General features: G+C 50.8%; 13 protein-coding genes. 11 read left to right on the top strand and 2 right to left on the bottom strand.

Going from position 1 to position 13,464, the window contains the following annotated elements; translation table 11 throughout:
• The first annotated feature begins 45 nt into the window (after positions 1 to 45).
• The 6 genes from ftsH (at position 46) to K6V98_RS00245 (ending at position 9,367) form a co-directional block, all read left to right on the top strand.
• The gene (ftsH, locus tag K6V98_RS00270) at positions 46 to 1,950 is read left to right on the top strand and encodes an ATP-dependent zinc metalloprotease FtsH (protein ID WP_222198533.1); all 1,905 of its coding nucleotides are present in this window, start codon (positions 46 to 48) and stop codon (positions 1,948 to 1,950) included.
• Positions 1,951 to 1,977: 27 nt separating this feature from the next.
• Positions 1,978 to 2,832: an NYN domain-containing protein gene (locus tag K6V98_RS00265; protein WP_222198532.1), complete on the top strand. Its 855-nt coding sequence runs from the start codon at positions 1,978 to 1,980 to the stop codon at positions 2,830 to 2,832.
• Between the two features lie 356 nt (positions 2,833 to 3,188).
• Positions 3,189 to 5,999 (top strand): isoleucine--tRNA ligase, encoded by a 2,811-nt coding sequence (gene ileS / locus K6V98_RS00260; protein ID WP_222198531.1) that lies wholly within the window; start codon positions 3,189 to 3,191, stop codon positions 5,997 to 5,999.
• Between the two features lie 176 nt (positions 6,000 to 6,175).
• Positions 6,176 to 6,871, top strand: a complete 696-nt coding sequence (lspA, locus tag K6V98_RS00255) for a signal peptidase II (RefSeq protein ID WP_306792631.1) — start codon at positions 6,176 to 6,178, stop codon at positions 6,869 to 6,871.
• Positions 6,872 to 6,950: 79 nt separating this feature from the next.
• Positions 6,951 to 7,955 carry an RluA family pseudouridine synthase gene (locus K6V98_RS00250; protein WP_306792678.1) on the top strand — a complete coding sequence of 335 codons (1,005 nt, stop codon included), beginning with the start codon at positions 6,951 to 6,953 and terminating at the stop codon, positions 7,953 to 7,955.
• A 122-nt stretch (positions 7,956 to 8,077) separates the two neighbouring features.
• On the top strand, positions 8,078 to 9,367 hold the full coding sequence (locus tag K6V98_RS00245; protein WP_371734486.1) for a glycosyltransferase family 2 protein: 1,290 nt from the start codon (positions 8,078 to 8,080) through the stop codon (positions 9,365 to 9,367).
• 231 nt (positions 9,368 to 9,598) lie between these two features.
• On the opposite strand, the gene K6V98_RS00240 is transcribed toward K6V98_RS00245, so the two are convergent.
• Positions 9,599 to 10,036, bottom strand: coding sequence for a hypothetical protein (locus K6V98_RS00240; protein ID WP_222198529.1), 438 nt, complete (start codon positions 10,034 to 10,036; stop codon positions 9,599 to 9,601).
• 182 nt (positions 10,037 to 10,218) lie between these two features.
• Here K6V98_RS00240 and K6V98_RS00235 point away from each other — a divergent pair, with 182 nt between their 5' ends.
• The 4 genes from K6V98_RS00235 to K6V98_RS00220 are packed head-to-tail and all read left to right on the top strand — an operon-like array spanning position 10,219 to position 12,417.
• Positions 10,219 to 10,674: a prepilin peptidase gene (locus K6V98_RS00235; RefSeq protein WP_222198528.1), complete on the top strand. Its 456-nt coding sequence runs from the start codon at positions 10,219 to 10,221 to the stop codon at positions 10,672 to 10,674.
• A gap of 40 nt (positions 10,675 to 10,714) precedes the next feature.
• Positions 10,715 to 11,962 (top strand): deoxyguanosinetriphosphate triphosphohydrolase family protein, encoded by a 1,248-nt coding sequence (locus K6V98_RS00230; protein WP_222198527.1) that lies wholly within the window; start codon positions 10,715 to 10,717, stop codon positions 11,960 to 11,962.
• Positions 11,934 to 12,236, top strand: coding sequence for an HNH endonuclease (locus tag K6V98_RS00225; RefSeq protein WP_222198526.1), 303 nt, complete (start codon positions 11,934 to 11,936; stop codon positions 12,234 to 12,236). Before K6V98_RS00230 ends, K6V98_RS00225 begins: the two co-directional genes overlap by 29 nt.
• Positions 12,226 to 12,417, top strand: coding sequence for a hypothetical protein (locus tag K6V98_RS00220; protein ID WP_222198525.1), 192 nt, complete (start codon positions 12,226 to 12,228; stop codon positions 12,415 to 12,417). The genes K6V98_RS00225 and K6V98_RS00220 overlap by 11 nt, the downstream gene beginning before the upstream one ends.
• Here K6V98_RS00220 and K6V98_RS00215 read toward each other — a convergent pair.
• Positions 12,393 to 13,031: a hypothetical protein gene (locus K6V98_RS00215; RefSeq protein WP_222198524.1), complete on the bottom strand. Its 639-nt coding sequence runs from the start codon at positions 13,029 to 13,031 to the stop codon at positions 12,393 to 12,395. The genes K6V98_RS00220 and K6V98_RS00215 overlap by 25 nt on opposite strands.
• Positions 13,032 to 13,288: 257 nt before the next feature.
• Between K6V98_RS00215 and K6V98_RS08605 the strand changes: the two genes are divergently transcribed.
• Positions 13,289 to 13,420 (top strand): hypothetical protein, encoded by a 132-nt coding sequence (locus K6V98_RS08605; protein ID WP_306792630.1) that lies wholly within the window; start codon positions 13,289 to 13,291, stop codon positions 13,418 to 13,420.
• The last annotated feature ends 44 nt before the right edge of the window (positions 13,421 to 13,464 follow it).

Genomic DNA, 13,464 nt, shown 5'->3' with positions numbered 1-13,464 from the left:
GGTATCCTTTCGGAGAAGATCAAAAAAGAGACAGGGGTTTCCCAGATGGAAATGGACGATAACAGACGTCGGCGGAGCATGATCATCTATGTGCTCATTGCTTTTGTCGTCTATATGTTGCTCAATGCCTTTTTGTTTCCGAATATTCGGGCAGGCATGCAGGTTGAGACCGTTCCGTATTCAACCTTTACAACTGCACTGAGCGAGAAGAAGGTTAAAGAAGTTACCTATACGGTGGACTCGGCACCTGAGGCTCGCTATACCTTAAAGGGTGAAAAAGATCGCGCCTATGTAACCACGGTGCCACAAAATGATACTGAGGTCTGGCAGCTCATCCGTGGCTCGGGAGCCGATACAACCGTTGATATTAAAAGCCAGTCGGGCGGCATTTGGCTGTACTACCTCTTGACTATCTTTGGCCCCATCCTGGTGTTCTTAGGTCTTGGCTGGTGGCTCAATCGCCGTATGAAAAAAGCCATGGGAGACGATGCTCCCTCCATGAATTTCGGTGGCGGCTTTGGTATGGGCGGCGGCCTCGGTAAATCGGGTGCTCGCATTGTAGCGAGCAAGGACGTGGGCGTTACCTTCAAAGATGTTGCTGGACAAGAAGAGGCAAAAGAGTCGCTCAAAGAAGTTGTAGACTTTCTTGAAAATCCTGGTCGCTATGAGGATATTGGAGCCAAGCTCCCCCGTGGTGCCCTTCTGGTAGGCCCTCCGGGAACGGGCAAGACCTTGATGGCTAAGGCCGTAGCAGGTGAGGCTGGCGTTCCGTTCTTTAGCATTTCTGGTTCTGAGTTTGTAGAGATGTTTGTGGGACGCGGTGCCGCAAAGGTTCGTGACCTGTTTAAGCAGGCAAATGAGAAGGCTCCCTGTATTGTCTTTATCGATGAGATCGATACCATCGGTAAGCGCCGGGATGGTGGCGGTTTTTCTGGAAATGATGAGCGCGAGCAGACCCTAAACCAGCTGCTCACCGAGATGGATGGCTTTGATAACCACAAAGGCATTGTGGTCTTGGCGGCTACCAACCGCCCTGATACGCTCGATCCCGCACTCACACGCCCGGGTCGTTTTGACCGGCGGATTCCCGTTGAGCTTCCTGATCTGAGGGGTCGCCAAGCCATTCTTGAGCTTCATGCCAAGGATGTAAAAACTCAGGCTCCCCTAGATCTCACAGCTATTGCCAGGGCAACGCCTGGTGCCTCTGGTGCCGACTTGGCCAATATCATCAATGAGGGCGCTTTGCGTGCCGTCCGTATGGGGAGGCGTCGAGCAACTCAGGACGATTTTGAGGAATCGGTTGAGGTTGTTATTGCAGGTCAACAGCGGCGTTCCACGGTCTTGTCTGATCATGAGAAACGGGTGGTGGCCTATCATGAGGTTGGCCATGCTTTGGTGGCTGCCTCTCAAACGCATTCTGCGCCGGTTACCAAGATTACGATTGTGCCCCGCACGTCGGGAGCCTTGGGTTACACCATGCAGGTTGAGCAGGATGAGAAGTTTTTAACGACACGTCAAGAGGCGCTCAATAAGCTTGCCGTGTATTGTGGAGGACGTGCTGCCGAAGAGCTGATCTTTAACGAGATGACTACCGGCGCTGCCAACGATATTGAGCAGGCTACGCGCTTAGCCCGAAATATGGTGACCCGCTTTGGTATGTCTGATGAGTTTGGCATGATGGCCTTAGGCACGGTTCAAAATGCCTACTTAAATCAGGATACATCGCTTACCTGTGCCCCAGGTACGGCCGAGCGGGTGGATGAGGATGTGAAGCAGCTCATGGCAGAGGCTCGCTCAAAGGCCTTGCAGATTTTGCGTGAGAACAAGTTCAAGCTGCACGAGATTGCGCACTACCTCTACAAGAAGGAAACCATCACGGGCGAGGAATTTATGACCTTGCTGGAGCGCGAAAATCCACTGATGGCAGGACAGGACAGCTCTGCGTCCTAACAGCGACCCTTTAGGAAGGCTCGACATATGAATGAATCAGAGCTGCGATTTGCGATTCTGATTGATGCGGATAACGTGAGCGAGAAGTACATCAAGATCATTCTTGATGAGATTGCAAACGCCGGTGTTGCTACGTATAAAAGGATCTATGGAGATTGGACAAGCACACGTATGACCACGTGGAAAAGCGTGTTGCTTGACTACTCCATCATTCCAATGCAGCAATACAGCTATACCTCGGGTAAAAACGCTACCGACTCGGCCATGATCATTGATGCGATGGATATTCTGTACTCAGGCAATGTTGATGGCTTTGCGATTGTTTCATCTGACTCAGATTTTACGCGCTTGGTGGCGCGGCTCAGAGAAAGCGGCAAGCAAGTCATTGGTATGGGGGAGCAAAAGACTCCGAAGCCCTTTATTTCTGCGTGTAATCAATTTAAATATCTCGACATCCTCTTTACCGAGGAGCAAAAGCAACAAGCTGCAGAAGAAGCAGCGCAAAAACGCCAACGGCGTCGCAATACCGCCTCCGATACGGGGGCAGACGCTACCACCCATGAGAGTTCAGAAGATGATGAGAACACCGATGAAGAGGTTGCCTTTGGTGAGATGAGCCGGGCCGATCGTCGTCGTCATTTAGCAGCAATACGAAGCTCGATTGCTGCCATCATTGATGCGTATGGCGATGAGGATGGCTGGGTTACCTTAGGCCAGCTCGGAGATCAGCTCTCACGCCGTCTGCCAGATTTTGACGTGCGAAACTATGGCTTTAAGCGCCTGCGCCCCTTCTTAAAATCCTTAGGTGTATATGAGTTCTATGACCCTGAAGGTGCCTATGGGCTTCAGCAGATTTACATTCGTGAACGTGATGAGGATTAGCTCGGTCTTATAAAAGACAACGTGCTACAATCTCGCTCACAGGCTGTGATGGGGAAGAGTAGCCGGTATTCGCGTGTGTCAGAGAGTGGATCATGTGCTGAGAGATCCGTACACGCGCCCGTGTGAAAATCACCCCGGAGCTGCGGCCCCAACAGAGGTTTTACATCTCTCAGTAGGCGTCGCCGGAGTGGTCACCGTGATCGACCAGCCGAGTACCGGGCAGGATGCAAACATCCGTGCCTGAGCTGGGTGGTTATGCGAAGAGCTCAGAGGCAGTCTTGCCTATATATCAGCGCTTCGTCCCAGCTTGGAGGGACGGGCGCTTTTTTGCGCCCAAAACAGAAGGGTCGCGATCAATGGCAAACGAGTATAAGCAAACCATGATCTTGCCAAAGACAGGCTTTCCCATGCGCGCGGCGCTTGCTGCGCGCGAGCCGGAGCGCCTGCAGCGTTGGCGAGACGAGGACGCCTATGGTCAGCTGCTTGAAAAGAATAAGGACGGCAAGCCCTTTGTCTTGCACGATGGACCTCCGTATGCCAACGGACCGATTCATATCGGTCACGCGATGAATAAGATCTCAAAGGATTTCATCAATCGCTATCAAGCTATGCGTGGTCGTCGTACGCCGTATGTACCGGGCTGGGACTGCCATGGTCAGCCGATTGAGCATAAGGTTGAAGAAACCGTTGGCTCAAAGCGGTTTAATGCTATGTCTACGCCTGAGATTCGTGAGATGTGCAGTGAGTTTGCTGTCGAAAATATTGAGCTACAAAAGGATGGATTTCGCCGTCTCGGTGTCTTAGGTGATTGGGAGCATCCCTATCTTACGCTCCAGCATGCGCATGATGCTGCCGACATCTCTGTCTTTAAGGCTATGTTTGATCAAGGCATGATTTACCGTGGTCATAAGCCAGTGCATTGGTGTAAGCACTGTCATACCGCCTTGGCTGAGGCAGAAATTGAGTATGCCGATGAGGTAAGTTCATCAATTTATGTACGCTTTGAGCTCACCTCAAAGCCAGCTGGTCTTGAGCGCTTTGCCGGTCCGGTTGACTTCATTATCTGGACAACGACACCTTGGACGATCCCGTCTGACCAGGCAGTTTCTCTGAAGCCAGGAGCTTCATATATTGCTATCGAGCATGAGGGTCGCGCAGAAATCATGCTCGAGGCATTGGCGCAGAAGGTCTGTGAGACTGCTGGCTGGGAATATACTCCGGTTATGGTTGATGGTAAGCCCTATGTAGTACCTGCCGAGACCTTTGATCATCTCCACTATCAACAGCCCGTTTTTGATGGCGTTTTGGGTGTGGCCTTATTGGCTGACTATGTGGGTGTAGAAGATGGTACCGGTATTGTTCACAACTCCCCAGGACATGGTGTGGATGACTACTATGTCTGCCTCAAGGAGGGCATGGATATTGTCATGCCGGTCGATGACGATGGGCGCTTCGTCGCAGGTGATGCCTTTGGGACTGGCGGCCCTTTTAGTGGCATGGATATTGATGAGGCCAATCCGCGCATCATTGAGTTTTTGCGCGAGCGTAATACCTTGGTTGCAGAGCAAAAGATCACACACAGCTATCCTCATTGCTGGCGCTGCAAGCACCCTGTTCTGTTTAGGGCAACACATCAGTGGTTTGTTTCAATGGATAAGACCGGCCTGCGCGAGCGTGCCTTGCATGAAATCCATGAAGGTGTGCGTTGGTATCCTGAGCATGCGGCAAATCGGATTGGTGCGATGGTTGCTCAGCGACCCGATTGGTGCATTTCTCGCCAGCGCAATTGGGGTGTTCCAATTCCGAGTTTTACCTGTGCTGATTGTGGCGAAAAGGTTATGAATGATGCCACGCTTGAGGCAGTCATTCAGCTCTTCCAAGAGCGCGGCTCAGATGCCTGGTTTACTGAGGATCCGGCATCGTATTTGGGAGCAGCGGGAACCTGTCCTTCCTGCGGGAGCCATACGCTTGTTGCAGATAAAGATATTCTTGATGTGTGGTGGGATTCTGGCGTTTCATGGTCTGCCGTGTGCGAGGGACGTCCTGAGCTCACGTATCCGGCTGATGTGTATCTCGAAGGCTCCGACCAGCATCGTGGTTGGTTCCAGAGCTCCTTGCTTACCAGTGTGGGAGCACGGGGTCATGCTCCCTACCGCGCGGTTGTTTCTCAAGGCTTTACCTTAGATGGTGAGGGTCGCAAGATGTCCAAGAGCTTGGGCAATGTGATTGACCCCAACGAGGTATGCGCCGAGATGGGTGCCGATATCGTGAGGCTTTGGGTGGCAAGTGTAGATACCTCCTCAGATGTATCAATTGATAAAGAGATTCTTGCGCGTACGGCAGATGCGTATCGACGGTTTAGGAATACCCTGCGCTTCTTGCTTTCGGTGCTTGAGAACGATTTTGATCCTGATACCGACTCGGTTGCGTTTGATCAGCTCTTGCCCTTAGACCAGCTTATGGTTGCGCGCCTCACAAAGGTGCAGGCTGAGGTAGATTGTGCCTTTGAGGCATATGAGTTCAACCATGTCTACCGCGTTTTGTACGATTTTGTGGTAACCGAGCTTTCTAACGTGTATTTGGATGCCCTGAAGGATCGTCTCTATTGTGCAGGCCGTATCTCTCATGAGCGCCGAAGCGCCCAGACGGTCGTTGCTCATTTGTTGTCGATGCTCATGCGTGACTTGCAGCCAATCTTGGCCTTTACCGTTGATGAGGCCATGGCATTTGCTCCAGCTGGCTGCCGTGATCACCTCGAGCTGGCAGCCTTGCTCGATTGGTATGAGGCTCCCATTAGCGAGCAGAAGGCAGATGTTCTCTTGCCAACACTTGAGGCAGCGCTCACGCTTCGCAGTGCCGTGACGCGCTCGATCGAAGAGGCTCGTCTTGCTGGTCGCTTTACGAAGAGCCAGCAGGTTCGTGTCAGAGCCGAGCTTCCTCAAGATCTATACGATCTGTTATGCGGAGATTTTGCCTGCGATTTGGCTGAGTTCTACATTGTCTCTGAGGTTGAGTTGCATCCGGGTACTGAGTTGCGTGTAGTTGTAGAGTCAGCAAACGGTGAGAGCTGCGATAGGTGCTGGAATTATCGAGCCTCAACTGGGGTACATAGGTCGCATGAGCACGTATGTGATCGCTGCGCTGCAGTGCTGAGAGACCAAGATTGAGCCAGGTTTTTGGCTGAGTCTGAGATGAGCTCGCTAAGTTCGTTGTGTCTTTGAGCGCTCTCATGGGTGTCCTGTACGTGCGCTCTGCGGCGGCTGGGCACGCTTGAGTTCGATGAGCTGTGGCTCTACAGTTATTACGATGACGCGTTTTGTATGTGAGAAGGCGGGGAGTGTACATGGGTATGTCAGAACAGGTAAGCACTGACAAAGACCCATACACTCCCTTTTCTCCCTTACGCAGGTGGCGATTCGCGGTTGTGGTGCCAATCTTTGTGGCAACCTTATTGGCAGATCAACTATCTAAAGAGGCCATTCGCCAGGCAGCTAACGGGGTGCTTGGTTGGACGCAGCCGCTTCTGCCAGGATTCATGTCGTTCACGCTCACTGCCAATACAGGAGCTGCCTTTAGCTTAGGTGAGGGTAAGCTCGGTCTCTTTATATGCATTGCTGTCGTTTCCGTCTTAGCTTCTGGTATCTATCTCGTGCGTGCTCGGCACGTGTCATGGCTCGAAGTGTGTGGCTTGGCTTTGGTGGCAGGAGGAGCTGTTGGCAATGCGCTTGATCGGATGCTGCATGGATCAGTGACCGATTTTCTCGCAACTGACTTCATTAATTTCCCGGTCTTTAATATTGCCGATATTGCCATTACGCTTGGGGTACTCCTTGCCTTTATTGGCTTTGCTGTGTTTGTACCTGCCAGCTCACCCGCAAAAGCTTCTCACGTCAAAAACGTTTCTGCTGCCCTGAGAGGCGATGCTGATGCTTCAGCCTCACGCCTTTCACCTGAAGCTGCCTCAGCTACGCAGGAAGGAGACCGTACGCCTCAGACATCTCCCTCAGAGGCAGGTGAGGATGATCGCCAAGATGTATGACCAGTATTGCGATGGGGATTCAGAAACATCAGAAGATTGTTTGCAGCTTGAACATCGAGTCGATCCATCAGAAGATGGGATGAGGCTTGATAGTTTGATAGGAAGCATAGATGGTGTCCCGTCACGAAGCGCTGCTGCTCGCCTCATCGAAGAGGGTAGTGTTTTTGTAAACGGATCGCCCTGCGATTCAAAGCGTCGTCTTGTTCGCTCAGATGATCTGATTGAGTTGAGCCTGCCTCAGCCTCGCCCGGAGCCTTCCTTTGTAAGCTCAGCTCTTGAGGCAGATCCTATTCCTTTAGATATTCGCTTTGAAGATGAGTATTTGATTGTGCTCTCAAAGCCTCGGGGTCTTGTGTGTCATCCTGCTCGTGGTCATGAGCGTAATACGCTTGCGAATGCCTTGGTACACCATGTAGGCATTGAGCATTTGGGCACGCTCCAAGGGGAGGATCGCCCGGGTATTGTGCACCGTCTTGATCGTGACACCTCTGGGCTGATGCTTGCTGCTAAAGATGATGATACGCAACGCGACCTACAAAACCTGATTCGTATACGCACCTTAGATCGGCGCTATATCACCTTAGTACATGGAGGAGTTGCTGCCGATACAGGAACGATTACAACCGGTATTGCTCGGTCTTTGCGTGATCGACAACGCATGGCGGTCAGTGCAGATCTAAGAGCTCGCCAGGCCATTACAACCTATGAGGTACTCGCACGCATTGATTCGCGGCGTGGCGATGAGGGGTATACCCTTGTTGAGTGCCATCTCTTTACCGGACGCACGCATCAGATCCGCGTGCATATGCGCCATATTGGGCATTCGATTGTGGGTGATCCGCTTTATGGAAAAGGATCACAAGAGATGAATCTCGATCTTGCTCGACAGTTTTTGCATTCTTGGAGTATCCGCTTTGATCATCCGCGTACGGGTGAGGCTATAGTGCTTACCGACGAGCTGCCGTGGGATCTTGCAGGAGCTCTTGATGCCCTGGCAGATCGCTGTGCCCATACGACGCCTCGGGGACGCGAAATCATCCCTCACCTCGGGCTTTTCGATACCTCATTTTTACCCCTGCCCTAATACGCATCTTGCTTTTTCTGCGCTTAGCCGGGCTCTGCTCTCTATTCCTTCTATGTACTACAACACCTCTGAAGCTATAACGGCTACACTGGCAGAATATGTCCCCGTCGAGTGGAGTGTCAGTGGCTCCGATCGAGTTTTTGAATATTGTTGTGGGTGTCCTCTTTACCCTCTGCTTTTTGTATCAGGTAGTCTTCTTTTTTATTGGTCTCTTGTGTACCGGCCCTGATTTTGGTCCAGCGCGGATCCAGCATCGGTATGCCTATTTTATCGCGGCGCATAATGAGGGAGCCGTCATAGCTAATCTGGTGCGATCCATCAAAGAACAAGATTATCCTGCCGAGCTCATTGATGTCTTTGTTGTTGCAGATGCCTGTACCGATGATACGGCAGACCAAGCCCGATCTGCCGGAGCCATTGTGTATGAGCGCCATGATCTTTCCCGGAAGGGCAAGAGTTGGGTTATGGAGTATGGATTTCAGCGCATCTTAGAAGAGTACCCTGGTCGCCACGAAGCCTTTTTTATCTTTGATGCCGATAATCTCTTGTCAAAAGACTATACCCGCATCATGAACGATGCATTTGATCAGGGCTATTTAGCCTTAACGAGTTACCGCAATTCTAAAAACTTTGGAAGTTCTTGGGTGTCTGCCGCCTACTCAATTTGGTTTATTCGAGAAGCGAGATTCTTAAATAAGGCTCGGATGCTTTGCAATACCTCATGTGCAGTATCTGGTTCAGGCTATTTAGTTTCTGCCAAGATCATTCAAGCAATGCAAGGTTGGGACTTTCATGCCCTGACAGAAGATATTCAGTTTTCGGCCTTTTGTGCGGTACATGGGCTGAAAATTGGCTATGCACCGGCGGTGTTTTATGATGAGCAACCCATTACAATGGCAGCTTCACTGCGCCAGCGCATGCGCTGGGTAAAAGGCTTTTACCAGGTCTTTTTTACCTATGGAGAGTCATTGTTGCGCCGGGCGGTTACTGCCTGTTCTTTTTCCGCCTACGATCTCTTGATGATTATTGCACCAGCAACGCTTCTGACCTTGATCTCACTTGTGGCAAACGGCACCTTCTTACTTGTTGGCCTCTTGTCTCATGGCTTTTTAGCTACCGATACAGAGCTCGCGCGCTGTTTAGGAAGTATTTTCTTGAGCCTATTTGGAAGCTACGTGACCTTCTTTTTTATGGCGCTCATGACCACGATTGTGGAGCGGAACCAGATTCACTGTGCGTCTCGTTGGCGTGTGATAGCCAATATTTTTACCTTTCCGCTTTTTATGTTTACCTATATTCCACTCACGGTCTCTGCTCTCTTTTTGAAAGTTGACTGGATCCCTACGCCTCACGATGTGTCGGTAACCTTGGATGAAGTGATTCAAGGAGCGGATAAGGCGAGGGCAAAATAGGCGCGCAGGCAGCGCCGCCCTCGTGCACTGCCTGCTCGGGCAGATATGACAGTGTGATACGTTATGCCAGCCGCTCACGAGGCAGGGCAAGAGGTGGGCGTTTCATAGCTTGGTTTGAGTTTTGAGCGCTGCCAATGGAGCTTTGACGAGCAAAACTGAGAGCGTTTCTTAGGCTCGCAGGATGTGCTGATATGTCCCCAGTGAAGCGTAGATCAAAAACCGCTTGCGCCCTTAGGCTTGCAAGGGCTGTTCCAGATGCGCCTCAGAAGATGTATTGCTCAGTCGTGGGATGAGGTCATCAAGGTCATCCTCATCAAAATCGTCATTCCAGTCAAAATCATCATCTGAATCTTTATTGTCATCCCAGAGATCATCCAAAAAGCGGTCAAGCTTTTGATCTAGATTTCGTTCCAATTTTCGTTCAAGATCTTTATCGAGACGGTGGCTCGGAGAATCGTTCAAGTTATAGTGATCATAGGCTGCGACACCAAGGCTGATGGCATTTTTTATGAAAGCAGATCCGAGCAAGGCCAAAACAATGAGAAAGCCTACAGCACATGCTGCGACGATATAGGCAAAGTTTGAGGTAGTAGTTTGGCAAGCGGTGCCGGCGCTAGCACTTTCAAGATCAACAGAGCCCGTATGCTGCTCGTTGTTTGATGCATCCACAAGAAACTCCCAACTCACTGGCTTCATGCTTCACAGATAGTGTAGCGGAATAGGTGAGCATGCAAAACGAGGGGAGGTTTCTGTGAGTTGAAGGGGAGAAGCGGGGCAAGTCTTGGCAAGGGTAGTCGGCTGTTCTGCGGATGTATATGCTGGCGCATACGTTCGTGAGGAGGCTCCTTCTGATGATGTTCATCAACTTACTGCTTTTGCTTCATCTTGCTGGGGTGGTTCTTGCGGGCTGCATTGATGCTGTATCAAGAAGGTTTCCCAATCCATTGGCAGTCGCGCTTGCTCTGGTGAGCATCGGTGTTGTTGGTACTGCCCCATACAGAGGTTGGAGTACCCTTGTTTCCCACGTACTCTTAGCCTTGCTTGCTTGCGTGGCATGTTTTGTGTTTGAGCTCATGTGGCGGTATCTGCGCGGTGAGTGCGGCATAGGTATGGGTGATGTGAAGTTTCTCGCCTGCTTGATGATTTTCTCACCACCCCATGCCTTACTTGCTTTTGCTGGAGCACTGTTGCTACTCGGTGTGGCTTGTGCGCTTTCGCGCCAAAAAAGCCTGCCACTTATTCCTTTTATCGCTCCGCTTTGGATAGCTCTTGTAAGCCTCTGTTTACCAGATGTCCTTGCAAGATGAGACAATCATCGATGAGAAAACAAAGAGAGAAGGAGCATCTATGACTGCATTGAGTGATCGCTTGGAAGCAATGACTGATCGTTTGTCTGATGAGCTGGCTGCGCGCATTGCGCGTGATCGCGAACAAGGGTGGGTCAACCCATATCGCACTGATGATGGGGCGGCGTGCAGAAGATATGAGCGTACAGGTGATGAGCCAAGTATTTGGAGGCCAGCCTTTGTACGTGATGTAGAAAAGATCTTGCATCTGCCTGCGTATAACCGCTACAACGGCAAGACGCAGGTCTTTAGCTTTCGCAGCAACGATGATCTTTCTCGTCGTGGTCTGCATGTACAACTCGTGGCCCGCATTGCCCGTGATATTGGTTATGCCTTAGGCCTAAATTGTGATCTCATTGAAGCAATTGCGCTTGGCCACGACTTAGGTCATACGCCTTTTGGTCATGCTGGAGAGCGCTTCTTGCATGAGATCTTGCATGCTCGGACGGGGAGGTATTTCTTCCATAATGTGCACTCGGTTCGTGTTATGGATGAGCTCTATGGCAGGAATTTGAGTCTTCAAACCCTTGATGGGGCGCTTACGCACAATGGTGAGTACGAGCAGCGAGTCTTTGAGCTTTCTGGACTTTCTACCTTTGAGGAGTTGGATGTGTGTGTTGATGCCTGTATCAGTACGGGCGAGCATGCGGTGGGTCATTTGCGCCCTGCTACCCTTGAAGGCTGTGTGGTGAGAATTTCTGACATCATTGCCTATGTTGGGCGCGACCGCCAAGACGCGATAGAGGCTGGGCTTCTTGAGCCTGATGCATTTGAGGATGGGATGGGAGGCAGGTACAACTCGTGGATTCTCTCGCGTGCTTCGGTAGACATTATTGAGCACAGCTATGGCAAGAATCGGATTGAGATGAGCGAAGAGCTCTTCTCAGAAATCCGTCGAGCAAAGGCTGAGAATTACGAAAAGATCTATCGTGCAGGTGGGGTTGAAGGGGAGCGTGCCGATGTGCTCTCGCATGCCTTTAGCCTCATGTATGAGCACTTTTTGGGAGATCTTAAGGCCGGGGATGAATCAAGCTATATCTTCCGCCACCATATTGCACGCATTACTGCCCAGCTTGAGCACTATGGAAAAGTCTATGCTTGGGAAGAAGATCTTGATCGAACCGTGGTTGACTATATTGCAAGCATGTCAGACGGGTATTTTACCGAGCTAGCAAGCACGCTATTCCCTGAGCTTCATTTCCCGAAGCGTACCTATATTAATGAGCGATCTGCTGCTGCCCGCAACTGAAAACCCCTGGCGTGCGTCGTATGCACGTGCGGCTTACCGCCGTGCTCGACAGATCGCACTTGCGCGAACAGAGGGGCGCTGCGCGGTAAGTGGGGAGGTTATTGCGGTATACAGAGACGGCGAGTGGCGCATGCTTCCTGGCAAAGGTGGCGTACACCATATCGTTCCGCTCTCAGCTGGGGGAGATGATTCCCCGGAGAACCTAGTGGCACTCTCGGTAGCTGCGCATAACAAGATCGAAGCGGAAGAGCGGAGGCGTCGCTATGAGCGCTAAGCAGTCTGCGGTCGTAGCTTTGGTGTGTGAGGCACTCTCGGTACTTTGCTGCGCTGTTGTGGTGGGTCTGATCTATGGAGCGGTCTTTGGCTTTGGGTGCATCGCACTTCTGTTCGCACTGATGAGTGTGATAGCTGCTCGAGCAACCTTGAAGGCTCAGTCTTCGTCGTCTTCTGGATAGGGGCGACCAGCTTCCTTCATGCGCTCGTAGTACTTCGTACCCTTAATGTGGTGAGCTACCGCTCGGTTAAAGCGTAACAAGGGAACGTTTAATTCTTTTCCGGATCCTATTTTTTGAAAATCTTCCTCGAAGTATGGTAAGGATTCTATTTCATCTAACACAGCTGGATCCTTAATGATCTCAGAGGACACAACGTTATAACTACCGAGCTCACCAGCTTCAAAGTAAATAACTTCAATACCCCAAAGCGTCATGAGCGGGCGATCTTGTGGGTTAATAATCGCTATCGCAACAGCGTTGTGCTCTTTTCCAATCTTGCTACCACGGGCATCGTATGCTTCATACGCTTCATCATCATAGATACCATTCCATACTACAAACCTTGGCTTCTCATAAACCGGAGGAGCTGGAGGGTTCGCTGCACGCTCCGCCTCACGCCTTGCTTCTTCCTCGGCAGCTTTGCGCTCAGTTTCTTGGCGCAGTCTTTCTTTCTCTCGATCCATTTGCTTAGCCTTAAACAAAGCCCAAATAAACGTGGATAGTAGAAAAATGGGCACCAACAGGATAAAGATGAGAAGGCCAAACAGATAGATAACGCTTGCACCAAATAGCATGACCTGATCTCCTTCAAAGATAGAGGAATAAGCTTATGATTATTATGGTCTATTAATATTGACCGGTCAAGTAGAAACTCATCTGACCTCTACCTATTTGTTTTGCTGCGATGATAATGTGTTATATGAACGATCTAACTATTGAGAGGGATGTTATGAGACCTGACGAGGTGATTAACCAGCTGATATCAAGATCTGAGTATAGTGGCCGGGTGTTGTCAGCAAACCTTGGACGCTCTCAAAGCTGGCTGAGAAACATGACTGGAAAAGATTCACGCATAGGAACCGTCGCTGTCATTGCTGATGCAGTTGGCGTTGATCTAGTCCTGGTCGACCGGGCAACTGGCGCAACGATTGGCAGGGTTGATCCGCCTGCTCAGTGTTCATAGAGAACTGTTAACATGCTAGCTAGACCCCGGAAGACCTCCGGGGT

The sequence above is a fragment of the Collinsella ureilytica genome (genome assembly GCF_019795105.1).
Lineage (GTDB): Bacteria > Actinomycetota > Coriobacteriia > Coriobacteriales > Coriobacteriaceae > Collinsella > Collinsella ureilytica.
Note: the sequence above shows the minus strand (reverse complement) of the source record. Positions and strands in the feature narration are given on the sequence as shown.